The 22,062-nt window shown below is 58.9% G+C and carries 20 protein-coding genes; 11 read left to right on the top strand and 9 right to left on the bottom strand.

What is annotated here, in order from left to right; translation table 11 throughout:
• Positions 1-329: 329 nt before the first annotated feature.
• On the bottom strand, positions 330-1,481 hold the full coding sequence (locus ACA041_RS14065; RefSeq protein WP_497441661.1) for a PQQ-dependent sugar dehydrogenase: 1,152 nt from the start codon (positions 1,479-1,481) through the stop codon (positions 330-332).
• A gap of 51 nt (positions 1,482-1,532) precedes the next feature.
• On the bottom strand, positions 1,533-1,886 hold the full coding sequence (locus tag ACA041_RS14060; protein ID WP_497441660.1) for a hypothetical protein: 354 nt from the start codon (positions 1,884-1,886) through the stop codon (positions 1,533-1,535).
• 203 nt (positions 1,887-2,089) lie between these two features.
• Between ACA041_RS14060 and ku the strand changes: the two genes are divergently transcribed.
• Positions 2,090-2,974 carry a non-homologous end joining protein Ku gene (gene ku / locus ACA041_RS14055; protein WP_497441659.1) on the top strand — a complete coding sequence of 295 codons (885 nt, stop codon included), beginning with the start codon at positions 2,090-2,092 and terminating at the stop codon, positions 2,972-2,974.
• Between the two features lie 176 nt (positions 2,975-3,150).
• Here ku and lpxO read toward each other — a convergent pair whose 3' ends face one another.
• Positions 3,151-4,050 carry a lipid A hydroxylase LpxO gene (lpxO, locus tag ACA041_RS14050; protein WP_497441658.1) on the bottom strand — a complete coding sequence of 300 codons (900 nt, stop codon included), beginning with the start codon at positions 4,048-4,050 and terminating at the stop codon, positions 3,151-3,153.
• A 489-nt stretch (positions 4,051-4,539) separates the two neighbouring features.
• Between lpxO and ACA041_RS14045 the strand changes: the two genes are divergently transcribed.
• Both ACA041_RS14045 and ACA041_RS14040 read left to right on the top strand, forming a co-directional pair.
• Positions 4,540-6,129, top strand: a complete 1,590-nt coding sequence (locus ACA041_RS14045; protein ID WP_497441657.1) for an ABC-F family ATPase — start codon at positions 4,540-4,542, stop codon at positions 6,127-6,129.
• A 261-nt stretch (positions 6,130-6,390) separates the two neighbouring features.
• Positions 6,391-7,578, top strand: coding sequence for an MFS transporter (locus tag ACA041_RS14040; RefSeq protein ID WP_497441656.1), 1,188 nt, complete (start codon positions 6,391-6,393; stop codon positions 7,576-7,578).
• A 126-nt stretch (positions 7,579-7,704) separates the two neighbouring features.
• Here the strand turns inward: ACA041_RS14040 and ACA041_RS14035 are convergent, their stop codons facing one another.
• The 4 genes from ACA041_RS14035 to ACA041_RS14020 form a co-directional block, all read right to left on the bottom strand.
• Positions 7,705-8,742, bottom strand: coding sequence for an alpha/beta hydrolase family protein (locus tag ACA041_RS14035; protein WP_497441655.1), 1,038 nt, complete (start codon positions 8,740-8,742; stop codon positions 7,705-7,707).
• A 166-nt stretch (positions 8,743-8,908) separates the two neighbouring features.
• Complete coding sequence (locus tag ACA041_RS14030) at positions 8,909-9,520, bottom strand: FMN-dependent NADH-azoreductase (protein WP_497441654.1); 612 nt, start codon at positions 9,518-9,520, stop codon at positions 8,909-8,911.
• 228 nt (positions 9,521-9,748) lie between these two features.
• Positions 9,749-10,657 (bottom strand): carbohydrate kinase family protein, encoded by a 909-nt coding sequence (locus ACA041_RS14025; RefSeq protein WP_497442077.1) that lies wholly within the window; start codon positions 10,655-10,657, stop codon positions 9,749-9,751.
• A 132-nt stretch (positions 10,658-10,789) separates the two neighbouring features.
• Positions 10,790-12,355, bottom strand: coding sequence for a carbohydrate porin (locus tag ACA041_RS14020; protein WP_497441653.1), 1,566 nt, complete (start codon positions 12,353-12,355; stop codon positions 10,790-10,792).
• 169 nt (positions 12,356-12,524) lie between these two features.
• Between ACA041_RS14020 and ACA041_RS14015 the strand changes: the two genes are divergently transcribed.
• From ACA041_RS14015 to ACA041_RS13980, 8 genes are all read left to right on the top strand, one after another.
• The gene (locus ACA041_RS14015; RefSeq protein ID WP_497441652.1) at positions 12,525-13,799 is read left to right on the top strand and encodes an ABC transporter substrate-binding protein; all 1,275 of its coding nucleotides are present in this window, start codon (positions 12,525-12,527) and stop codon (positions 13,797-13,799) included.
• 21 nt (positions 13,800-13,820) lie between these two features.
• Positions 13,821-14,783, top strand: coding sequence for a carbohydrate ABC transporter permease (locus ACA041_RS14010; RefSeq protein ID WP_497441651.1), 963 nt, complete (start codon positions 13,821-13,823; stop codon positions 14,781-14,783).
• Complete coding sequence (locus ACA041_RS14005; protein ID WP_497441650.1) at positions 14,780-15,622, top strand: carbohydrate ABC transporter permease; 843 nt, start codon at positions 14,780-14,782, stop codon at positions 15,620-15,622. Before ACA041_RS14010 ends, ACA041_RS14005 begins: the two co-directional genes overlap by 4 nt.
• Positions 15,623-15,649: 27 nt before the next feature.
• Positions 15,650-16,795 (top strand): ABC transporter ATP-binding protein, encoded by a 1,146-nt coding sequence (locus ACA041_RS14000; protein ID WP_497441649.1) that lies wholly within the window; start codon positions 15,650-15,652, stop codon positions 16,793-16,795.
• A complete protein-coding gene (locus tag ACA041_RS13995; protein ID WP_497441648.1) occupies positions 16,792-18,294 on the top strand; it encodes a glycoside hydrolase family 32 protein in 1,503 nt (500 codons plus the stop codon). The genes ACA041_RS14000 and ACA041_RS13995 overlap by 4 nt, the downstream gene beginning before the upstream one ends.
• 75 nt (positions 18,295-18,369) lie before the next feature.
• A complete protein-coding gene (locus tag ACA041_RS13990; protein WP_497441647.1) occupies positions 18,370-19,362 on the top strand; it encodes a LacI family DNA-binding transcriptional regulator in 993 nt (330 codons plus the stop codon).
• 114 nt (positions 19,363-19,476) lie between these two features.
• A complete protein-coding gene (locus ACA041_RS13985; RefSeq protein WP_497441646.1) occupies positions 19,477-20,406 on the top strand; it encodes a LysR substrate-binding domain-containing protein in 930 nt (309 codons plus the stop codon).
• Positions 20,403-20,762 carry an MmcQ/YjbR family DNA-binding protein gene (locus ACA041_RS13980; protein WP_497441645.1) on the top strand — a complete coding sequence of 120 codons (360 nt, stop codon included), beginning with the start codon at positions 20,403-20,405 and terminating at the stop codon, positions 20,760-20,762. Before ACA041_RS13985 ends, ACA041_RS13980 begins: the two co-directional genes overlap by 4 nt.
• Here ACA041_RS13980 and ACA041_RS13975 read toward each other — a convergent pair.
• Both ACA041_RS13975 and ACA041_RS13970 read right to left on the bottom strand, forming a co-directional pair.
• Complete coding sequence (locus ACA041_RS13975; RefSeq protein WP_497441644.1) at positions 20,759-21,187, bottom strand: DUF1294 domain-containing protein; 429 nt, start codon at positions 21,185-21,187, stop codon at positions 20,759-20,761. The two genes, ACA041_RS13980 and ACA041_RS13975, sit on opposite strands and share 4 nt — an antisense overlap.
• Positions 21,184-22,014 (bottom strand): undecaprenyl-diphosphate phosphatase, encoded by an 831-nt coding sequence (locus ACA041_RS13970; RefSeq protein ID WP_497441643.1) that lies wholly within the window; start codon positions 22,012-22,014, stop codon positions 21,184-21,186. The genes ACA041_RS13975 and ACA041_RS13970 overlap by 4 nt, the downstream gene beginning before the upstream one ends.
• Positions 22,015-22,062: the final 48 nt, after the last annotated feature.

The following is a 22,062-nucleotide window of genomic DNA, read 5'->3' as shown; positions in this document are numbered from 1 at the left end:
CCTCATCTGACGGTTTTCTGGTTGATCGCTGACTCAAATTAAATGCCGGTCAGCTCAAGATCAGCTAGAGCATAAAACATGCCGCGAATTTCGCCGTGCAGCTCATCGGTTAATCAATGACATAGGTGCACTGCCCGCGGAACTTCTCATGCAAAGTGCAACAAAAGCCCGGTGCAGCCCTGCAATTTGCAACCTCCTTCGGTGGGTCGTCTCTGCAAAAAAAATTGTAACAACCCTGATTCAGTATCCGCCGACCCCACCCACACACAAGCACGCATCACGGGCTCATTGACCTGTATCACTACCGTCGGGCTGATTATTCTCGTCTTTTATTTCAAGCCGACCTTGTACAGCACCCCGTCATCCTCATCGGTCAACACATATAAATAGCCGTCCGGCCCCTGCCGCACATCGCGAATACGCTGGTTCAATTCCCCCATCAGCCGTTCTTCATGGACCACCCTGTCACCGTCGAACTGCAGGCGGATCAGTTCCTGAGTGACCAGCGCGCCAATAAAAACGTTGTGCTGCCAGAGTTTGAAGCGATCAGCGTCGTAGAACGCCATGCCGCTCAGCCCGGGGGATTTTTCCCAGACGTGGTGCGGGGCGACGGTGCCTTCGGCGGTCTTGCCATTGGCTTCCGGTATCGGCTGGCCGGAATAGTTGATGCCGTGGGTTGCCATCGGCCAGCCGTAGTTCTTGCCACGCTCGATAATGTTGATCTCGTCGCCGCCCCGGGGGCCGTGTTCGTTTTCCCAAAGCACGCCGGTCCAGGGGTTGAGTGCCGCGCCTTGTGGATTGCGCTGGCCATAGGACCAGATTTCAGGGCGCACGCCAGACTGACCGACAAAGGGGTTGTCGTCCGGCACTTTGCCGTCGGGGTAGATGCGTACGACCTTGCCCTGCAGCTTGTCGAGGTCCTGGGCGGTCGGCCGGTCATTGTTCTCGCCGAGGGTGATGAACAGATAGCCGTCGCGGTCGAATACCAGGCGTGAGCCAAAGTGGTTGCCGACCGAAAGCTTGGGCTCCTGGCGGAAAATGACCTTGAAATCCCTGAGGGTCTTCAGGTCTTCGGACAAACGTCCACGGCCGACCGCCGTCCCGGCCTTGTCGCCCTTGCCGCCACCTTCGGCATAAGACAGGTACACCGTGCGGTCTTGCTTGAAGTCGGGCGACAGCACCACATCCAGCAAGCCGCCCTGGCCTTTGGCCCAGACCTTCGGCACACCGTCGAGCGGCGCCGAAAGTTTACCGTCGGCACTGACCACCCGCAGGTTGCCGGGGCGTTCGGTGACCAGCATCCCCTGGCGATCGGGCAGAAAGGCCAGCGCCCAGGGATGCTCCAGGCCCTGGACGATCGTGGTGACCTCCAGGGTGCCTTGCTCGCTTTTCAATTCCTGGGTGGGCGCAGCGAATACAGACGCGGCTGTGGTGATCAATGCGCTGGCGCAGAGTGTGGCCAGGAGGGTTTTACGCAACATGCACGATTCCTTTTGTCGTCAGAATGGCTGGCAGGACTGGCGCCTTGCCGCTCAACGGTTGCTGGTGCCCGAGTCTCGGTGAGGTGGATTGGGGATGAATGTCGGGCGGCTGGGCGCAGCCGGTCGATCCTGGGGATAACGGTTACCAATGCCGCCGTTGTCCAGGGTCGGCGGTCGCGGCACGGGCACGGTGTTCGGCCCTCGAATGACCGGAGCGCTCGGCTGGGTGCCCTGCATGCTGTTGGGATTGGCTCGGCGAATCGGACTGTTATAAGGATTGCTTGAATTGCCCGTCGGGCTCTGCGCCAGCAGCCATGATGAAGACGGGGACGGGTCGGCCTGGGCCAGACTGCTCAGCACGCCACTCAATGCCAGCGCGGTGAGGCCAAGCATCAATCTGTTCATCGGGAGCCTCTCGACATCTGCGTGGATAGAGTCTTCGATAGCACGCTACGCCTGGGGTTCGCATTTGTTAATCAAAACCTCCCCGACAAGATGTAACACCCTTTGACCGTACCGCTGATCCGCCCAAGGTACGCGGCCCAAAGCGGCTGAAACTTTTGCGCCAGGCCACAGGTCACCTGAACATCACTTGGGAGAAGACGACGATGGCACGGGCAATCTGGAAAGGCGCAATCAGTTTCGGGCTGGTGCATATCCCTGTCGCGCTGGTCTCGGCGACGTCTTCCCAGGGGGTGGATTTCGACTGGCTCGACAGCCGCAGCATGGAGCCGGTCGGTTATAAGCGCGTGAACAAGGTCACCGGCAAGGAAGTCACCAAAGAGCACATCGTCAAGGGTGTGCAGTACGAAAAGGGTCGTTATGTGGTGCTCAGTGAAGAGGAGATCAAGTCGGCGCATCCGCTGTCCACACAAACCATCGACATCTTCGCCTTTGTCGACAGTGAACAGATTCCCCTGCAAAACATCGACACCCCCTATTACCTCGCGCCGGATAAACGCGGCGGCAAGGTGTATGCGCTGCTGCGCGAAACCCTGAGCAAAACCAACAAGGTTGCCCTCGCCCACGTGGTCTTGCACACCCGCCAACACCTGGCTGCGTTAATGCCGCTGGACTCGGCGATGGTGCTGGTGATGCTGCGCTGGCCGGCTGAAGTACGCAGCCTGGACACGCTCGAACTGGGCAGCGAAGTCACCAGTCCTACCCTGGCCAAGGGGGAGCTGGACATGGCCAAACGGCTGGTTGAAGACATGAGCGCCGAGTGGAGCCCTGAGGATTATCGCGACAGCTTCGAAGACAAGATCATGGCGCTGGTCGAGAAGAAGGCCCATGAAGGGAAGATTGAGGACGTCGAATCGGCGACGGGCGAAGAAGAGCGCAAGACTGCGGATGTGATTGATTTGACCGAGTTGCTTAAGCGTAGCCTGGGTGGCAAGAGTACCGGGAAAACGACTGGCAAACCGGCATCTAAAGCCAAAGCCGCCGATAAACCGGCTCCGGCGAAGAAGGCTACAAAGCGTTCCAGTGGCTGACCGATAAGAAGGCCTTCGAGAAGGATGCGGTGCAAGTGCTGGCCTCTTCGCGAGCAGGCTCGCTCCCACAGGGTTTAGTGTCAGCTCGATAAGTGGCGGCGAACGCGCAACCTTGTGGGAGCGGGCTTGCTCCGGGCGGCGTTCCGACGAAGGCGTCAGCCGCCCCGTCGCTGGACTCAGATCAGCACAAACACCGCCAGCAACCCACCCAGAATCGCCCACTTCTCCAGATAATAAAGCTTGCGGTTGCGCTTCTTGAGCGCCTTGCCCCGCAGGCGAATCTTGTAGATTCTGGCAAACAGGCGGTTGATCCCGCCGGTCTTGTCGCCCACGGCGTTCGGCGCCCCCGCTGCCGACATCACATTGCGGCTGAACCAGCCATTGAACGCCGCCGCCCAGCGATATTTCATCGGCCGCTCAATGTCGCAGAACAGAATGATGCGATTTTGTCCGGTGGTGTTTTCGGCGTAATGAATGAAGGTCTCGTCGAACATCACCGCTTCACCGTCGCGCCAGTGGTAGTTCTGGCCATCGACGTTGATGTAGCAACCGGCATCGTTCGGCGTGTCCAGGCCCAAGTGATAACGATAGGAACCGGCATACGGATCGCGATGACGGACCAGTCTGGATCCCGGTGGCAGCTCGGCAAACATCGCGGCCTTGATCGAGCCGATGCCCTGCACCAGTTCAGTGGTGCGCGGGCACAGTTTCATGGCGGAAGGGTGGCTGTCGCCGTACCACTTCAGGTAAAAGCGTTTCCAGCCCGTCTTGAAAAACGAGTTGAAGCCAACATCGTCATACTGGTTCGAGCGCTTGATCTCACCGGCCCTGAGCAGGGCCTGGCCTTCAGCGCGAATGTCTTGCCAATGGGTCTGCAACGGACTCAAGTCAGGAAAATCAGCCGGGTCGAGATAAGGCCGGTTGGGAATCTTTGAAAACAGGTAAAGGAAGCAGTTGATCGGGGCCAGGAACGACGAGTGATCACTCAACTGGCGGCCCAGTTTGTGACGCACATGCCCGCGCAGATGAACGTAGGTGATCGATACAACATAAATAACAGCAATGATGAGTTTCACGGAAATCACACGTCAGAAGTGAACCAGCTGCTTCCCCTGCAGGCCTTGGCCAAGGGTCTTGTGCAGCGTCTGAATCGGAACAGCGGTCCCGGTGGCGCATCCCTGAGCGCATGCCGATGGTCGGCTTCAAGAAGAAAGATGGCATTTTAGCCACCTTTTGTAACCAGTTGTTAGCATTCAAGGGTGAATATCTGTCCACTGACGCCGTCAAAGCAGCCGTACGGCCTCAACGCCCTATCGTTTAAAGTGCCAGACCAGTACAATCGCCGCCAAACATTATGCGCCCCCCTTGGTTGATGACGGGAATGAAGCCCGCCTCAGCGCACTTCGACTCGGGCCAAGCGCTCCTTATGCTGCTGTCCACTTATTGCCAGATGGACCTTCCGCTTCTGACCGGGATGAATGTCCCGTGGTTCTGATACCGGAAACGGGTACTGAATCGGTACTGCCGCAACCCTTGCTACTCTGAATGCTTCGCAGGAAAAACCTTTGATCTCTACAGCTAACATCACGATGCAGTTCGGCGCCAAGCCGCTATTCGAAAACGTTTCGGTGAAATTCGGCGCGGGCAACCGCTATGGCCTGATCGGCGCCAACGGTTGCGGCAAGTCGACTTTCATGAAAATCCTCGGTGGCGACCTTGAGCCGTCGGGTGGCCAGGTCATGCTCGAGCCGAACGTGCGCCTGGGTAAATTGCGCCAGGACCAGTTCGCCTACGAAGAATTCACCGTGATCGATACCGTGATCATGGGCCACGAGGAGCTGTGGAAGGTCAAGGCCGAGCGCGACCGCATCTATTCGCTGCCGGAAATGACCGAAGAAGACGGCATGGCCGTGGCCGAGCTGGAAACCGAATTCGCCGAAATGGACGGCTACACCGCCGAATCCCGTGCTGGCGAATTGTTGCTGGGCCTGGGTATCGGCATCGAGCAGCACTTCGGCCCGATGAGCGAAGTGTCTCCGGGCTGGAAACTGCGGGTATTGCTGGCCCAGGCGCTGTTCTCCGATCCTGAAGTGCTGTTGCTCGACGAACCGACCAACCACCTGGACATCAACACCATCCGCTGGCTGGAAAACGTGCTGACCCAGCGCTCCAGCCTGATGATCATCATCTCCCACGACCGTCACTTCCTGAACAGCGTGTGCACCCACATGGCTGACCTGGATTACGGCGAGCTGCGCCTGTTCCCGGGCAACTACGACGAGTACATGACCGTGGCGACCCAGTCCCGCGAGCAGCTGCTGTCGGACAACGCCAAGAAGAAAGCGCAGATCTCGGAGCTGCAGTCCTTCGTCAGCCGCTTCTCGGCCAACGCCTCGAAAGCCAAGCAGGCCACTTCCCGCGCCAAGGCGATCGACAAGATCCAGCTGGCCGAGGTCAAGCCTTCGAGCCGCGTGAGCCCGTTCATCCGTTTCGAACAAACCAAGAAGCTGCACCGTCAGGCGGTCATCGTCGAGCGCATGGCCAAAGGCTTCGACGGCAAGACACTGTTCAAGGACTTCAGCTTCCAGGTTGAAGCTGGTGAGCGCGTGGCGATCATCGGCCCGAACGGTATCGGTAAAACCACCCTGCTGCGCACCCTGGTCAACGAACTGACCCCGGATGCCGGTACCGTGAAGTGGACCGACGCCGCGGAACTGGGCTACTACGCCCAGGACCACGCCCACGACTTCGAAGACGACTGCAACCTGTTCGACTGGATGGGCCAATGGACTCAGGGCGGCGAGCAAATCGTTCGCGGCACCCTCGGTCGCATGCTGTTCTCCAACGACGAGATCCTCAAGTCGGTCAAGGTGATCTCCGGTGGTGAGCAAGGTCGCATGCTGTTCGGCAAGCTGATCCTGCAAAAGCCGAACGTGCTGATCATGGACGAACCGACCAACCACCTGGACATGGAATCGATCGAGGCGCTGAACCTGGCCCTGGAGAACTACCCGGGCACGCTGATCTTCGTCAGCCATGACCGTGAGTTCGTATCGTCCCTGGCCACCCGCATCATCGAGTTGAGCGCCAGCGGCGTGATCGACTTCAGCGGGACCTATGACGATTACCTGCGTAGCCAAGGTGTGGTGTTCTAAGCTTCGGTTGAAACTGAAAAGCCCTGTCCTTGTGACGGGGCTTTTTGTATTTCAGGGCCAAGGGATGCTTTGGTGCCAGGACCTTCGCGAGCAGGCTCGCTCCCACAGTGGACCGCGATCAAATGTGGGAGCGAACCTGCTCGCGAAGAGGCCCTCAATAACACCGCATAATTCGAAGACCCATATAGTTAGCCTGCTTCCTTTTATCCCCCACCCGCGCCATGATGCAATTCTCCCACCGCCGCCCGCGAACGAGCCCTCATGTCTGTGCAGCAGTTGCCTCGGCAAAGCTCCATGGCGATCACTCTGCAGATCGTCTCCATCGTCTTCTATACCTTCATTGCCTTCCTGTGCATCGGCCTGCCGATCGCCGTGTTGCCGGGTTATGTCCACGAACAGCTGGGCTTCAGCGCCGTCGTGGCGGGATTGACCATTGGCTGTCAGTACCTCGCTACCCTGCTCAGTCGACCCATGGCCGGGCGCATGTCAGACAGCATCGGCACCAAGAAAGCGATTGTCTACGGGCTATCGGGGATCGTGCTGAGCGGCGTGCTGACATTGATTTCCACGCTGCTGCAAAGTTTCCCGCTGACGAGCCTGCTGATCCTGATTGCCGGCCGTTTGTTGCTGGGGATCGCCCAGGGTCTGATCGGGGTCGGCACCATCAGCTGGTGCATGGGCCAGGTCGGCGCTGAGCACACCGCACGCTCGATTTCCTGGAACGGCATTGCGTCCTACGGTGCCATCGCCATCGGTGCGCCGCTGGGGGTGGTGATGGTCGGCGAGCTGGGGTTCGCCAGCCTGGGCATCGCCCTGTCGCTGCTGGCGCTGGCGGGATTGCTGCTGATCCGCAACAAACCCTCGGTGCCGGTGATTCGCGGCGAGCGTTTACCGTTCCGGGCGGTGTTCGGGCGCATTGCGCCCTTCGGTGCAAGCCTGAGCCTGGCTTCCATCGGCTATGGAACCCTGACCACTTTTATCACCCTGTACTACGTCAGCCGCGGCTGGGTCGGTGCGGCTTACTGCCTGACGGTGTTCGGCATCTGTTTCATTCTGGCGCGGCTGTTGTTCATTTCCAGCATCAGCCGCTTCGGCGGATTCACCAGCGCCATCGCCTGCATGAGCATTGAAACCCTGGGCCTGGTGCTGCTGTGGCTCGCACCCTCGACCGTTTATGCATTGATCGGCTCAGGGCTGGCCGGCGTCGGCTTGTCGCTGGTGTACCCGGCACTGGGGGTCGAGGCGATCAAGCAGGTACCCAGTTCCAGTCGCGGCGCGGGGTTGAGTGCCTATGCGGTGTTTTTCGATCTGGCGCTGGCGATTGCCGGGCCGTTGATGGGCGCAATTGCGTTGAACCTGGGGTATTCGTGGATCTTCTTTTTCGCGGCGCTGTTGTCGGTGAGCGGACTGGGTCTGACCCTGTTACTGAAACGCCGCGCAATGGCCTGAAAGCCCACGCCTACTGTAGGAGCTGGCTTGCCAGCGAATGATCTTCAGTCTGGCGGTGAGTCAAAGGACGCCTTCGCTGCGGTGCGGCGATCCGACAAGCCCGCTCCTACAGGGGCGACGTGAACCTTATTGATCGGCGGTTTGCATGCCCGCCCTATTCGAGTTGCCCAAGGCACGGGAGAAGAACCGCCCCGCTTCGGAAATCATCGTGCGGTGGATGTCTTTGCGATCAACCCCATCGGCATCGGTGCACAACGCCGGCATCGCGGCAATCTGCTCTTCATTGCAAGGCGCCATGAACACGAAATGCCCGGCCCCGGCCAGCAACTTGAAGTCCGGCGCGATCGGCAGTTTGCGCGCCAGCGCTGCGGCGTTCTTGTCGAATGCCACCAGTTTGTCGCCGTCGCCGCTATACAGCAGCACCGGCACGTGCACGTCGGCCAGGGTATGGCGGCCGAACTTCAGGCTCAGCGGTGCCATCAGCAGCAAGGCATGAACCCGTGGGTCCGCCACCGGGCGCAGATCATCCCGATCAACGATCAATTCACCTTGGGTGTTGCAGGCATCGCGGTCATCCGGACGCTCCCGGCAGTAGCGGCGCAGACGGTCCAGGTCGGGCGTTGCACCGGACAGGATCAGCGCCGTCTCCCCGCCCGCCGAATAACCGATCACGCCGACCTGGTTGGCGTTGACGAAGGGCGCGAGCATGCGGTCGCCCAGGGTTGCGGTGATGGCTTGGGAAATCTGGATCGGCCGGCCGTAAAGGTTGCTCAAGGTCCCCAGGCGGCTGTGATCCCTGGAGTTATCGCCGGGATGGATCACCGCCACCACGACAAAGCCTTTGCGCGCCAGCGAGGTGGCGAGATCGTGCAAGGCCAGCGGGGTTCCGGTGTTGCCATGGGACAGCATCACCAACGGGAAACGGCCGATGGCGACCCGGGTGTCTTCGCCGGCTTCGACGGCATAGCCCTCAAGTATGCTGGTGTGTTCCTTGTCGCTGGAAGGATAGAAGGCGATGGCGCGCATCGGCTGCAGATCCAGCGGGTCGAGAAAGCTCATCTCATGGAAGCCGACGCTCCAGTGAGTGGGCGGCGCAGGGGCGGCGTGCGCTGAATTGAAGCTGCCGAGCAGACACATCAGTAAGCTTGCACAAAGACGCACCATGGATGCCCCACCTTGTTACTTGACCGCAGACGGTAACTCTCGACTGCAAACCTGGGCCAGAACTAGCAACAACCAGAAACAAAAAAATCTGCATCTGGCACTTGCGTGACCAGAATACAGAGTTTTTTGGGTGTTGCCTGAGCTGTTTAATGTCTTTACGCAAACATTACGCGGCGACGAACAACTGCTCACTGATGTGCGCTTGCGCGTCGCTCATGGCTTTGGTCCGCACTTCATCACCGTAAGCCAGGCCATGGGCGCGGACGAACTCGATGTCGGTGATACCGAAGAAGCCGAACATCACCTTCAAATACTCTTCGTGAGCGACGCCCGTGGCCTGGCCGACATGCAGACCGCCGGAAGTCGACACAATCACCACCTTCTTATTGCCGCACAGGCCTTCAGGGCCGGCTTCGGTGTAGCGGAAGGTCTGACCGGCAACGGCAATGCGGTCGATCCAGGCCTTGAGTTGGGTCGGGATGGTGAAGTTGTACATCGGGGCGGCAATCACCACGGCATCGGCAGCGAGGAATTCGGCCAGCGCCTGGGCACTCAGCTCGGCTTCGTGCTGTTGTGCGGCATCGCGCAGTTCAGCGGTGGTGCCGGCGGCCACCAGGGTGGCGGCGGAGAAATGGCTGATGGCATCGGCAGCCAGGTCGCGGTAAGTCACCACGGCACCCGGTTCGGCGGCTTGCCAGGCGTTGACGACTTCGCTGCTCAGCTGACGGGAAGCCGAGTTGTCACCAAGAATGCTCGAATCGATATGCAGCAATTTCATATGGGATCTCCAGGTAGAGGACCGCTCTCGCGATCTGATGGAGACCATCCTACAGGCGAAACCAATAGCTGATTAGATGGCTATAATGCGATAGTTCGTCCCACTGATAGAACAATCGAGCGAACACCATGCAAGACCTCATGCCAGTCCCCTCGAACTTCGTCGAGCAGCCGGCGCAGTTTGTGTATCTTGAACTTGGCTTCAAGCTTGCTGCGTCGGCAACCACGGTCAGGTACGTATTGGCAGCTTCAGTAAACCTTCTACATCAGCTAGCGCAGGAGCATGGGCTCCGGCATGGCGGCACGATATGGCTGCGCAAGCTGCTGAAAATTGCAGGCGTTCTCTCAAGTCTGCGATCCCCAGCAACTCCGCACCCAGCCAACCCGCCATACAAGCGTCTCCTGCTCCAACCGTGTCTTGGACTTTCACGGCAATAGCCGGCTGATAGAGTTGGTTGTCCGGGGTGTGGAGAATCATCCCGTGTTCCCCTCGGGTAAAAAGGATCTGCGCCTGAGAATTAAGAGCGCGAAGCTCATCCATTGCCTGGTGTTCGGACAGCCCTGGATAAATGTGCCTAAGGTCTTCGTCGGACAGCTTGATCATGTCAGCAAGGGTGGTCATCGCAGGGAAGGTTTGCTCCCGATATTGGCTATCCATTAAATTGCGCCAATTCGGATCATAGCTAATTCGTTTACCGGCTCCTTTGGCCTCCTGAGCAATTTTAACCAGCCTGTCAGCGAGTGGTTGTCGAGCCAAACTGATGCAGCTGAAATGACACAGCTCTACTTGGTTGATCCATCCTTCGGGCATCTGATCTGGATCAAAAAAAAGATCGGCATCTCCAGCAAAAAAATAGCTTGGAGGGCGGCTCGATGGAACGATGGCGACCAAAGGATCTCGATCTACCCGTTGGATAAAGTTCATATCAAGCCCTGCTGCTTTCGACTGCGAGACTATCTCGTCGCCCATTGCATCTATGCTCACCGCCCCAGCAAAAGCGCTGCTGACACCCAAGCGACTTAGCGCTCGTGCAACGTTCCAAGGAGCACCACCGGGGTAGCCCTTCCACTGTCCAGGAGCGCCTTGGACAAGGTCGGTCAGGGCTTCGCCAAATACTACTGCGCGAGGCAATACCATCGTCATTTCCTCAATTTTTTGTCGTAGGGATAGCTGCACGCTGATCAGCTTGATCGGCAAACAATGACTCAATACGCTTGGTGAAAAGCAGGGATCGATGAGTGAAGTCGTGTTGGCCGACGCGTTCAAATACTAAAACCAGGTTTCCATTTGTATCCCGTATTGCCATACGCCTCCGGCGTTGAAGTCCGTCTTGCCGAAGGTGTCTGTGGAACTGTATCTGTCCAGATCCGAAGACCAGTTCATGAAGCTCGCGAACACTCGCAATTCGGGACGTGTGAGCAGGTCTCCAACGTCAGGCTTGAATGTAGGGGCTACAGTGAACTTCCAAAAGTTACCGTCTACCCCATTACGTTGTAGATAGCCCTTGGGGTCGAGGTTCATGGTTTGCCAGCTCATTTCGTAGGCCATCTCGAAATTGCTGTTGATTTCATTGGCCAAACGCAGGTTCAGGGTCATCCAGCGGTAGTCGTCCCCCTTGACGTACCTGTCCTTGCTTTGTTCGGCCAGCAAACTGGGGCCGATGCGCCAGCCGGGTGCAATCGGTGTCTCGCCGTAAAGCGCCAGACGCAGAGCGCGGGCATCGTCGATCAGTTCACCATCCGAGCCGACGTTCTTGACCTCAGCCCCCAGACCTTGCCCATAGAGCAGCGCTGTTTTGAAGAAGCCTTCCCGGCCGAAAAAGTTTTTCTGGTGATTGGCCAGCATGCTGTGCAAGCCGGAATCCGCAGGCGTCAGACCCGCTTCATTGCTGCGTGTGCCAATGTCGTTTTTCTTTGAGCCAATGGCGTTGAACATCCACTGCCACTGACCACTGTCGAAGAACTGGTTAGAGGTCAGGATGTAGCTTTCCACATCGGCGTTGATACCGCCTTCACTGAAATCCCCGTAGTTACGCCCGATCAAGGAGTAATTCGAGCGCCAATTGTTGTTCATCTGCACATCGTAGATTCCCCCCCCGGTGCCAGCCAGATAGACGACGTCCGAGTCCAGCCAGTGGATGTCGAAATTATCTCTGTCGAATCGCTTGCCTGCCCAGAGGGTGGCGTTCTCAAACACTGAGTTGCCCTTGAAGGCGGCGAGATGATCGAGCTCGGTAAATACCTGTCGCACGTTCAGGTTGCTCTCGTCGGCCGTCCAGTCATTGGAACTCTCCACACCGTCGGCAATGGACACCGTGAATTTGGACCGGGTGCCGTTCTGCGCGTAGATTTCTTTCGAGAGGTCTATGCGCATGTAGGTGTCGTCTTCGTTGCCGAGTCGCCCGATTGCTCCCCCGACTGAACCGGCAGGAGTTGTGTAAGGACCGCCACGACCACCACCCAGCCCATCATTCATAAGCAATCCGGAACGCGCATAGCCCTTGAAGCTGAAGCCGTCAGTGAGGTGTCCGCTGCTGCCCTGCTTTTCCATGCTTTGCTGACGGGCTTCGAGTTTTGCCAGTCGAGTGTCCAAAGTGGGCGCCGCAATGGCTGCTGCAGTAGACGCAGCCGGCTGCAAGGCGGGAGTAGCAAGTTTGATGTGCTGCAATTCTCTGGCAAGTGCCTGGGTTTGCTGTTCAGCTGCGGCTGCGCGTTTTTCCGCTGCGCTGGCACGGGCTTCAAACGCGGCCATGCGTTCTTCCAGAGTCGCGGCCTGAGAGGTCGCCGCCGAGGTGCCGAGCACACCTGCGAGTAGCCAGCTTGATGCTTTCTGCATGTGGATTCCCTGTTTTGTTTTTATTGTTTAGTTCCTGCGACCGGCCTTTTTTTCGTGAGTTGAAAAATTGTGGCAATCGACGAAAAAAAGGGTGCCTCATCGCAAATACGCTGCTACATTTGGCGATGTTAACGTTAACTTTTTTAAAAACAAAAATAAAGGGTGCTCAATGAAACATCTGAAATCTCTCCTGCCAGCAGCACTAATCACCCTCTGTGCCGGACTTCCATCCGTCTCGAGCGCAGCCGATTTGACGATCTCGTGCGGTGCGGTGGGTGCGGAGTTACAACTGTGCAAGGAGGCTGTCGAGGCGTGGTCGAAACAGACCGGCAACGACGTCGAAGTGGTTTCCACGCCTAACTCGGCGACCGAGAGGTTGTCGTTTTACCAACAGATCCTCAGTGCTCAGTCCAGCGACATCGACATCATTCAAATTGATATGGTGTGGCCGGGGATGTTGGCCAAACATCTGATGGATCTGCGCGAGGTGCTGCCCGCCAACGCGACCCAAGGCTACTTCCAGGCACAGGTGGATAACGCCACGGTGAATGGACGGCTGGTGACGATGCCGTGGTTCACCGACTCGGGCCTGCTGTACTACCGCAAGGACTTGCTCGAGAAGTACAACAAGCAGGTTCCCCAGACCTGGGAGGACATGACTGCTACCGCCAGGGATGTGCAACAGGCAGAGCGCACTGCCGGGAACCCCAATGCATGGGGTTACATCTTTCAGGGACGCGCTTACGAGGGGCTGACGTGTAATGCGCTGGAGTGGATCAGCAGCCAACCGGAAGGCGGACTGGTCAATCCACGAGGCGACATCGTGGTCAACAGTCAGGCCTCGAGAACTGCTTTGACCCTGGCGAAAAGCTGGGTAGGAGACATCTCCCCACGTGGCGTACTCAACTACACCGAGGAAGAAGGACGTGGCGTATTCCAGTCGGGAAATGCGTTGTTCATGCGTAACTGGCCTTATGTCTGGGCCCTGGTGCAAAGCCAGGACAGTGCCGTAAAAGATAAGGTTGGCGTCGCGCCCCTGCCCCGCGGCGGCAAGACCGGCACCCATGCCTCCACCCTCGGAGGCTGGGGCCTGGCGGTATCGCGTTACAGCGCCCATCCAAAACTTGCCGCAGAGCTGGTGAGCTACCTGACCAGTGCCCAACAGCAAAAACATCGTGCTCTGACTGCCGCCTATAACCCGGTGATCGAGTCGCTGTATCAAGATCCCGAACTGCTCGCGGCAATGCCTTATTACAGTCAGCTCCACAGCATTCTCAACGACGGGGTCATGCGCCCCGCCTCAATAACCGCCGATCGCTATCCAAGGGTCTCCAATGCGTTCTTCGATCGAGTGCATGGCGTGCTGGCGGGCGAGTTGCCTGTCGACCAGGCACTGGCCGAACTGGAAAGCGAACTCACGCGCATCAAACGTCGGAACTGGTAAGCCACAAGGAAGGAAATCACCATGTCTGTCTCTACTACCCATGTCCCCTGTGACGAGCTCCTGCTCACCAGGGAAACGCCTGTACAGCGTCGCCGAGTACGCGCCGCCTGGCTGTTTCTGACACCGATGTTGCTGTGTCTGGCCCTGGTGGCGGCCTGGCCGCTACTGCGGACATTCTGGTTCAGCCTGACCGATGCCAACCTGGCGGACACCGGTGGCGGATCCTTCATAGGCTTGAGCAATTATCTGTTCCACAACGGTTCCAGCTGGTCGGGCATCCTGGTCGATCCACAATGGTGGAACGCTGTGCGCAACACGTTGCATTTCACCGTGGTATCGGTGGGACTGGAAGTCGTACTGGGACTGCTGGTGGCGTTGCTGCTCAACATCAAGTTCACCGGCCGTTCCCTGGTGCGTGCGTTGATTCTGATTCCCTGGGCGATTCCTACCATCGTCTCGGCGAAGATCTGGTCATGGATGCTTAACGACCAGTTCGGCATCATCAATCACATGATGCTGAGCGTCGGTCTGATTGATGCCCCCTTGGCCTGGACAGCAGATGCGGATCTGTCGATGTGGGCGGTCATCATCGTCGACGTCTGGAAGACCGTACCTTTTGTCACGCTACTGATGCTGGCGGCCTTGCAGATGTTGCCGAGCGATTGCTACGAAGCCGCCAGGGTTGATGGCATTCATCCGCTGAGAGTGTTCTGGCGTGTCACGCTTCCACTGCTGATGCCTGCATTGTTGGTGGCGGCGATCTTCCGCATCCTAGATTCCCTGCGGGTATTCGACGTCATCTATGTCCTGACCTCGAACTCTTCGAGCACCATGAGTATGTCGGTCTATGCCCGCCAACACCTGGTGGAGTTTCAGGATGTTGGCTATGGCAGCGCGGCCTCGACCCTGCTGTTTCTGGTCGTTGCGGTAATTGCCATGCTTTATCTCTACCTCGGACGCCGTCAAATGGAGGTTCGGTCATGAGCCCACGCCTACTCAAAAAAGCGCTGTTACGTCTTGGTTTCTGGTGCCTGATCGGGGTTTTGCTGCTGTATGCGGTCTTCCCTTTCTACTACGCGATCGTGACTTCGCTGAAGTCATCCAGCGCCTTGTTCGAGGTGAGCTACTGGATCGATAACCCCGACTTCTCCAATTACGCGGCAGTGCTCAATCAAGCCTCATTCCTGCTGGCCATCGGCAACTCGCTGGTGGTGGCGCTGTGCGTGGTCACGCTGGCGCTGTTCCTCAGCCTGACCGCCGCCTACGCCTTGGGCCGGGTGAAGTTTCGTGGGCGTGGCACGGTCTTGATGATGGTCCTTGGCGTGTCGATGTTTCCCCAGGTCGCGGTGCTGTCGGGGCTGTTCGAAGTGATCCGCGCCCTGGGCCTATACAACACGTCCTGGGCGTTGATCCTGAGCTACACGATTTTCACCCTGCCCTTCACCGTCTGGGTGCTGACCACGTTCATGGGGCAACTGCCCCATGAACTGGAAGAAGCGGCAATCATGGATGGCGCGACCCCCTGGATCACGCTGACCCGGGTGCTGTTGCCGCTGCTCTGGCCCGCACTGGTCACCACAGGCTTATTGGCCTTCATCGCCGCGTGGAACGAGTTCCTGTTTGCCCTGACCTTCACCCTCACCGACACGCAACGCACGGTGCCGGTCGCCATCGCCTTGATTTCCGGCGGTAGCCCCCATGAGCTGCCGTGGGGGCTGCTGATGGCCGCATCAGTGCTGGTCACCGTCCCACTGGTGATTCTGGTGCTGATCTTCCAGCGCCGAATCGTTTCCGGTCTCACTGCCGGCGCGTTAAAGGGTTGATGCCCAACAAACACAAGGAACAGCATCGTGATCAAATTGAAACTGGACAACGTGAACAAACAATTGGGCGGCGTGCGGATTCTTCGCGACGTCAGCCTGGAGATCGCGGCGGGTGAATTCGTGGTGTTCGTCGGCCCTTCGGGCTGCGGAAAATCGACCCTGCTGCGACTGATTGCAGGACTGGATTCGATCTGCGGCGGCGACCTGCTGATCGACGGACGACGGGTCAACGACCTGGAACCGCGCGAGCGTGGTGTCGGCATGGTGTTTCAGTCTTATGCGCTGTACCCGCACATGAGCGTCTACGACAACATCAGCTTTGGCCTCAAACTGGCCAAGACTGAAAAGACCAGCCTGCGCGAGCGCGTGCTGAAAACGGCGCAAATCCTGCAATTGGACAAACTGCTGCAGCGCAAGCCAAAGGAACTGTCTGGCGGGCAGCGTCAGCGTGTGGCCATGGGCAGAGCCATGGCGCGGGAACCGGACATTTTGTTGTTCGATGAACCGCTTTCCAACCTGGATGCATCCTTGCGGGTGCAGATGCGCAACGAAATCGCCCGCCTGCATGCTCGACTGGGCTCGACCATGATCTACGTCACCCACGATCAGGTGGAAGCGATGACCCTGGCCGACAAAATTGTCGTGCTCAATGGCGGTCGCGTAGAGCAGATCGGTTCACCGCGCGAACTCTATGAACGCCCAGTGAGCCGCTTTGTCGCCGGTTTTCTCGGTTCACCAAAAATGAACTTTCTGGCGGCGCGCCTGCATGCCCCGGGCGAAATCAGCCTGGTCGACACTCCCGTTCTGGGTATGACCTCCCTGCCCTTCGACAGCTCGAACCTGGCGGCGAACACGCAGCTGAGCCTGGGGATTCGCCCGGAGCACATTTCGCTCAAAGCGGCGGAGGGAACCGTCGGGATCGTCGTGACCGGGGTCGAATACCTTGGCAGCGAAACCTATGTGCACCTCGAAACAGGTCAGGACGAGCCACTGATCTGTCGTTGTGAGGTCAACGCCGGATGGCAAGCGGGTGATCGGGTAGAACTGCAGCTGGACATCGACAACCTGCACCTGTTCGACGACGACGGCACGGCCTTGGAGCGCCACCCACACGCCATTGAAAACCTGCCGAATGACGTCTCTCTGCGCTCAGTCCGAGCACGGGCCCTATGACTTTGTCTTCGAATAACATGAGCGATCCAATGTCTTCTTCCCTTGACCTTGCGCAGTGTGCGCTGAGTGACGGCCTGTCTCGCGTCATCGATGATTATCGACCCGGTTATCATATTGCTCCCCCGGCAGGCTGGATGAACGACCCTAACGGGGTGGTGTACTTCCGTGGCGAATATCACGTTTTCTATCAACACTACCCCTTCGAAGCGAAGTGGGGCCCGATGTATTGGGGGCACGCCAAGAGTGCCGATCTGGTTCATTGGCAGCACCTGCCCATTGCGCTGGCACCCGGCGATGACTTCGACCGCGACGGTTGTTTTTCCGGTAGCGCGGTGGTGTGCGGAGATACCCTGGCGCTGATCTACACCGGGCACACCTGGCTCGGAGACGTGGGTGACGAGCGCTCGATCCGTCAAGTCCAGTGCCTGGCCACCAGTACAGACGGCATCCAGTTCGTCAAGCATGGCGCAGTCATCGAGACAGCGCCGCAAGACACGATCATGCACTTTCGTGACCCTAAGGTATGGAAGGAGGATGACTGTTGGTACCTGATTGTCGGCGCACGTCTGGGCGATGTGCCGCTGCTCCCGCTGTACCGTTCCACGGATCTGCACACCTGGGAGTTCCTCGACTATGTGGCCAGCGGCAGCGAGGGCGATGGCTATATGTGGGAGTGCCCGGATCTGTTTCGACTGAACGGACGCGATGTGCTGCTGTACTCCCCCCAAGGCATGTCACCCCAAGGTTACGAACGGCTCAACAAGTACCAGACCGGTTATCGAGTGGGCCGACTCGACAGCGACTGGCACTTCACCGGCGGGCCTTTTATCGAGCTGGATAACGGCCACGATTTCTATGCCGCGCAAACGCTCCTGGCCGCCGATGGCAGGCGCCTTGTGTGGGCGTGGCTCGACATGTGGGAAAGCCCGATGCCGAGCCAGGCCCATCACTGGTGCGGCATGCTCGGTTTGCCGCGCGAACTTGAACTGTGCGCCGATCGCCTTTGCGTGTATCCGGCACGGGAGCTTACCGCTTTGCGCAAGGCGCCATTGCCGGGCACGCCCTGGTGGGAAGAGTCGGGAACCCGGTGGGTGCCGGAAGTGAATGGCGACATGCTCGAAATTCATGTGCATCTGGATTTGCGCGGCTGCACCGACGGCCACCTCGGAATCGCCTTGCGCTGCAGCGACGATGGCCAGGAAGAAACCCTGCTCTACTACGATGCGTCGCTGCAGCGCCTGGTGCTTGACCGCAGCCGCTCGGGCGCGCAAGTCACCGGTCAGCGCAGCGTGTCGATAGACCCGATGCAAGAACAACTGGAACTGCGCGTATTTCTCGATCGCTCCTCCATCGAGGTGTTCGACGAAAACGGGGGCTTCAGCCTCAGCAGCCGCCTCTATCCCCGGCCCGACAGTCTGGGGGTCAAGCTTCTGGCAAGCGGGAGTGGCGGGCGTGTCTCCATTCCCAAGGCATGGCCTCTGGCATCAGGGTGGCTGTGAGCGCTGTCATTCGAGTCGCGAAAAGGCCGGGCCCTGTGTCATGATCCTGCGTCAACCTGACCGGCCTCACCTCGCATGACTTCAGTGAAAGACGTTGCACAGCTGGCCGGCGTGTCCCTGATGACGGTTTCTCGAGCGCTCAACAATCCGGAAAAACTGAGCCCCGAAACCCTTCAGCGGGTGCGTCGCGCCATTGACGAACTGCAATTCGTACCGAGCCTGTCGGCGCGCAGGATGCGTGGCGACAATCTCCAGGCACGAACCATCGGTGTGTTCGCACTGGACACCGCGACCACCCCGTACGCGGTCGAGCTGCTGCTGTCCATCGAACAGACCGCGCAGCAAGCCGGCTGGAATGTATTTATCCTCAACCTGCTAAGTAACCCGCCCACCGACCAGAATATCGACCTGATGCTATCGCACCGTCCCGACGGACTGATCTTCAGCGCCATGGGGTTGCGCCAGGTGTGCATTCCCGAGCGATTGAAGAGCAAACCCTTGGTACTCGCCAATTGCCTGGCGGACGACAGTCGCCTGGTCAGTTATGTGCCAGACGACGAAATGGGGCAGTATCGGGCCGTACACCACGCGTTGAACCACGGCTATAAGCGCCCTCTGTGTATCAATCTGCCAAAACAGAGTCTGGCATGGGGTCTGCGACAAAAAGGCATGCAGCGCGCCTGTCAGGCATTCGGACTGGCGCCTGACGCGCTCCTGCAATACGACCTTTCCGATCATGACGCCTATGGCGAAACCGCAGCCATCCTCGATCGGCACATCATTGATGGTCGTCCCCAATTCGACATTCTGATCTGTGGCAACGACCGCATTGCCTTTTGTGCCTATCAGCTATTGCTGGGACGTGGCCTGAAAATTCCCGACGATGTCGCCGTGCTCGGTTACGACAACATGATCGGTATTGCTGAGCTGTTCATCCCGCCGCTGACCACGGTGCAACTGCCGTACTACGAAATCGGTCGCAAGGCTGCCCGGCACCTGATCGAGACCCTCGAGGAATCGGGAGCCCAGCCAGTTGATTGTCCATTGGTGGTCAGGGCATCACTATAAGAATCAGGTGATAGCACACCCGCTTGCTTTCGATTTGCCACTAGCCTGTCACGCACCAGAAGTGTTCCGCCGCCACCAGGACGGGATTAATACATTGAAAATGCGAGTTTTTTTATGACATTGACGGAGGGTACCGCCAGGAATCTGTCCGATCTCTACTATTTCGTCAAGGTGGTCGAAGCCGGTGGCTTCGCGGCGGCCGGGCGTGCGCTCGGGATTCCCAAGTCGCGGTTGTCGCGGCGGATCGCAGAGCTCGAAGAGCGCCTGGGCGCGCGCCTGCTGCAACGCACCACCCGCCAGCTCAAGCTGACGGCCGTGGGCGAGCGTTACCTGCGACACTGCCAGGCCATGCTGCTGGAAGCCGAGATGGCCGATGAGGTGGTGGCCAGCATGTCCAGCGAGCCCCGCGGGCGGTTGCGCGTATCCTGCCCTGTGGGCCTGGCTCACGAAATTCTACCGGGCGTGATCAGCGATTTCCTTGAGAAGTTTCCTCAGGTTCAACTTGAGGTCATGCTGCTCAATCGCCGGGTCGACTTGGTGACCGAGGGCGTCGACGTCGCCCTGCGCGTACGGGAGTTGGGCGACGAAGACCCGTTGCTGGTCACCCGCCGCCTGCGCCAGGCGCAGATGGCGTTGGTCGCCAGCCCGGCGTTCTTGCATGGGCGAGAGATCAATCACCCCGACGATCTGAAAAACCTGCCGGTACTTGGCGCGCTGGAAGCCGATCGCATGGTGCACATCCGCATGCTCGATCAACAGGGCAAAAGCGTTGACCTGACCCTCGAGGCGCGATTGGGTATCGACGATTTCATCGTGCGCAAGGCCTGCACCCTGGCGGGCCAGGGTTTTACCATGTTGCCGATGATGTATTGCGAGCAGGCGCTGCAAGACGGCTCACTGGTGCAGTTGCTGCCTGACTGGTCATTGCCTGGCGGCTGGTTGCAAGCGGTCTACCCTCATCGTCGCGGGGTGATGCCGGCGGTGCGCGCCTGGATCGACCATCTGATCGAGTCATTCAACGCCTGTGGAGAACGATTGCTATGAAGGCCGCACGCATGAGCGAAGAGGACGTCGCGACATTCTGCCTGGCACTGCCCGGTGCTCGGGAAGACTACAAGTGGGGAGGCGTGCGAGTGTTTTCGATTGCCGGGAACAAGATGTTCGCCCTGCAAAACCTGCGTGGCGAATCCTTGGCGTTCAAGGTCGACAAGGATCTTTTTCTCGGCCATTGCGACCGCCCCGGAATTCATCCGGCGCCTTATCTGGCGCGGGCGCAGTGGATCATCATGGCATCGCCCTACCCGCTCGGCGCCGAAGAGCTGCAAAACTTACTGCAGCGCTCCCATCAATTGGTGGTGCGCAAGTTGCCCAAGCGCACCCAGGTCGGACTGCTTCTTTAAAACAGCGCGAACAGATGTGCGCCAAGAAACAACTGATCGATCCAGAACACCTGGTGCAGCAGCACGATGATCCAGAACAGCAGCTGAAACGAAAGCTTGCGCGTCTTGTGCCGAAACACCTGCTGGGCCAGCAAGGCGCCTGGCCAGCCCCCGGCGAGTTCCACCGCATGCAGCACGTTCTCGGGGGTGCGCCAGGTATCGAGGCGCGCCTTGCGCTTGTCGCTCCAGTACAGCAGGAACGCCAGCACGCTGACGATGCCGTAGGCCGCCAGCGGAACCAGCGAAATGCCCCCCAGCCACATCGACAGCGAACCCGACAGCGGCAGCGCGCACAGGATCGTAAACACCAGCAGTTTCAGCCGAAGATTGCGAATCTCGCCCCCGGACCCGCGTCCGGGGTTGTTGCGCGCGCTGGCGTCATTCATGGCGTGACAGCAGTCCAGTCAACCCAGCCGAACTGCCAGGTGGCGAGGATGAACAGGCCGAACACGATGCGATACCAGGCGAACGCCGCGTAGCTGTGAGAGCCGATGAACACCAACAGGCCGCGCACGGCAATCATCGCGAAGATGAACGCAGTGACGAAGCCGATGGCGAATACCGGAAAATCAGCCGGCACGAACAGGTCGCGGTATTTGTAGCCCGAGTACACCGCCGCGCCGACCATGGTCGGCATCGCCAGGAAGAACGAGAACTCGGTGGCGGTCTTGCGCGACAGGCCGAACAGCAGGCCACCGATGATCGTCGAACCGGAGCGCGAAGTGCCCGGAATCATTGCCAGGCACTGGGCGAAGCCGATTTTCAGGGCGTCTTTCCAGGTGATTTCGTCGACGGTATGGGCATGCACTTCATGCTGACGCCGTTCAGCCCACAACATGACGACACCGCCCACGACCAACGCCGTGGCGACCGTGATCGGGTTGAACAGGTAGTGGTGGATCAGGTCGGCGAAAATCACCCCCAATACCACGGCCGGCATAAAGGCGATCAGCAGGTTCGCGGTAAAGCGCCGAGCACCTGGCTGGGTCGGCAAGCCGATGACCACGTCGAAAATCTTGCGGCGAAACTCCCACACCACCGCCAGGATCGCCCCGAGCTGGATGATGATGTTGAAGGCCATGGCGCGCTCACCCCCGAAGTTGAGCAGGTCGGCCACGATAATCTGGTGCCCGGTACTGGAGATGGGCAAAAACTCCGTCAATCCCTCTACAACGCCCAGTATCAATGCCTGAAAGGCGGTCCAAAGATCCATCAATCCCCCAAGAAGCGATGCGCCACGGCATGCCCCGTTAATATTTTC

The organism is Pseudomonas sp. LBUM1676, from assembly GCF_059695605.1.
This window is presented reverse-complemented; position numbering and strand designations above follow the sequence as displayed.

Coding starts and splice junctions, on each gene's coding strand:
- ACA041_RS14065 (WP_497441661.1), bottom strand. CDS start 1,481: ATGTTGCGTAAAACCCTCCTGGCCACACTCTGCGCCAGCGCATTGATC.
- ACA041_RS14060 (WP_497441660.1), bottom strand. CDS start 1,886: ATGAACAGATTGATGCTTGGCCTCACCGCGCTGGCATTGAGTGGCGTG.
- ku (WP_497441659.1), top strand. CDS start 2,090: ATGGCACGGGCAATCTGGAAAGGCGCAATCAGTTTCGGGCTGGTGCAT.
- ACA041_RS14040 (WP_497441656.1), top strand. CDS start 6,391: ATGTCTGTGCAGCAGTTGCCTCGGCAAAGCTCCATGGCGATCACTCTG.
- ACA041_RS14035 (WP_497441655.1), bottom strand. CDS start 8,742: ATGGTGCGTCTTTGTGCAAGCTTACTGATGTGTCTGCTCGGCAGCTTC.
- ACA041_RS14030 (WP_497441654.1), bottom strand. CDS start 9,520: ATGAAATTGCTGCATATCGATTCGAGCATTCTTGGTGACAACTCGGCT.
- ACA041_RS14025 (WP_497442077.1), bottom strand. CDS start 10,657: ATGGTATTGCCTCGCGCAGTAGTATTTGGCGAAGCCCTGACCGACCTT.
- ACA041_RS14020 (WP_497441653.1), bottom strand. CDS start 12,355: ATGCAGAAAGCATCAAGCTGGCTACTCGCAGGTGTGCTCGGCACCTCG.
- ACA041_RS14015 (WP_497441652.1), top strand. CDS start 12,525: ATGAAACATCTGAAATCTCTCCTGCCAGCAGCACTAATCACCCTCTGT.
- ACA041_RS14010 (WP_497441651.1), top strand. CDS start 13,821: ATGTCTGTCTCTACTACCCATGTCCCCTGTGACGAGCTCCTGCTCACC.
- ACA041_RS14005 (WP_497441650.1), top strand. CDS start 14,780: ATGAGCCCACGCCTACTCAAAAAAGCGCTGTTACGTCTTGGTTTCTGG.
- ACA041_RS13995 (WP_497441648.1), top strand. CDS start 16,792: ATGACTTTGTCTTCGAATAACATGAGCGATCCAATGTCTTCTTCCCTT.
- ACA041_RS13990 (WP_497441647.1), top strand. CDS start 18,370: ATGACTTCAGTGAAAGACGTTGCACAGCTGGCCGGCGTGTCCCTGATG.
- ACA041_RS13985 (WP_497441646.1), top strand. CDS start 19,477: ATGACATTGACGGAGGGTACCGCCAGGAATCTGTCCGATCTCTACTAT.
- ACA041_RS13980 (WP_497441645.1), top strand. CDS start 20,403: ATGAAGGCCGCACGCATGAGCGAAGAGGACGTCGCGACATTCTGCCTG.
- ACA041_RS13975 (WP_497441644.1), bottom strand. CDS start 21,187: ATGAATGACGCCAGCGCGCGCAACAACCCCGGACGCGGGTCCGGGGGC.
- ACA041_RS13970 (WP_497441643.1), bottom strand. CDS start 22,014: ATGGATCTTTGGACCGCCTTTCAGGCATTGATACTGGGCGTTGTAGAG.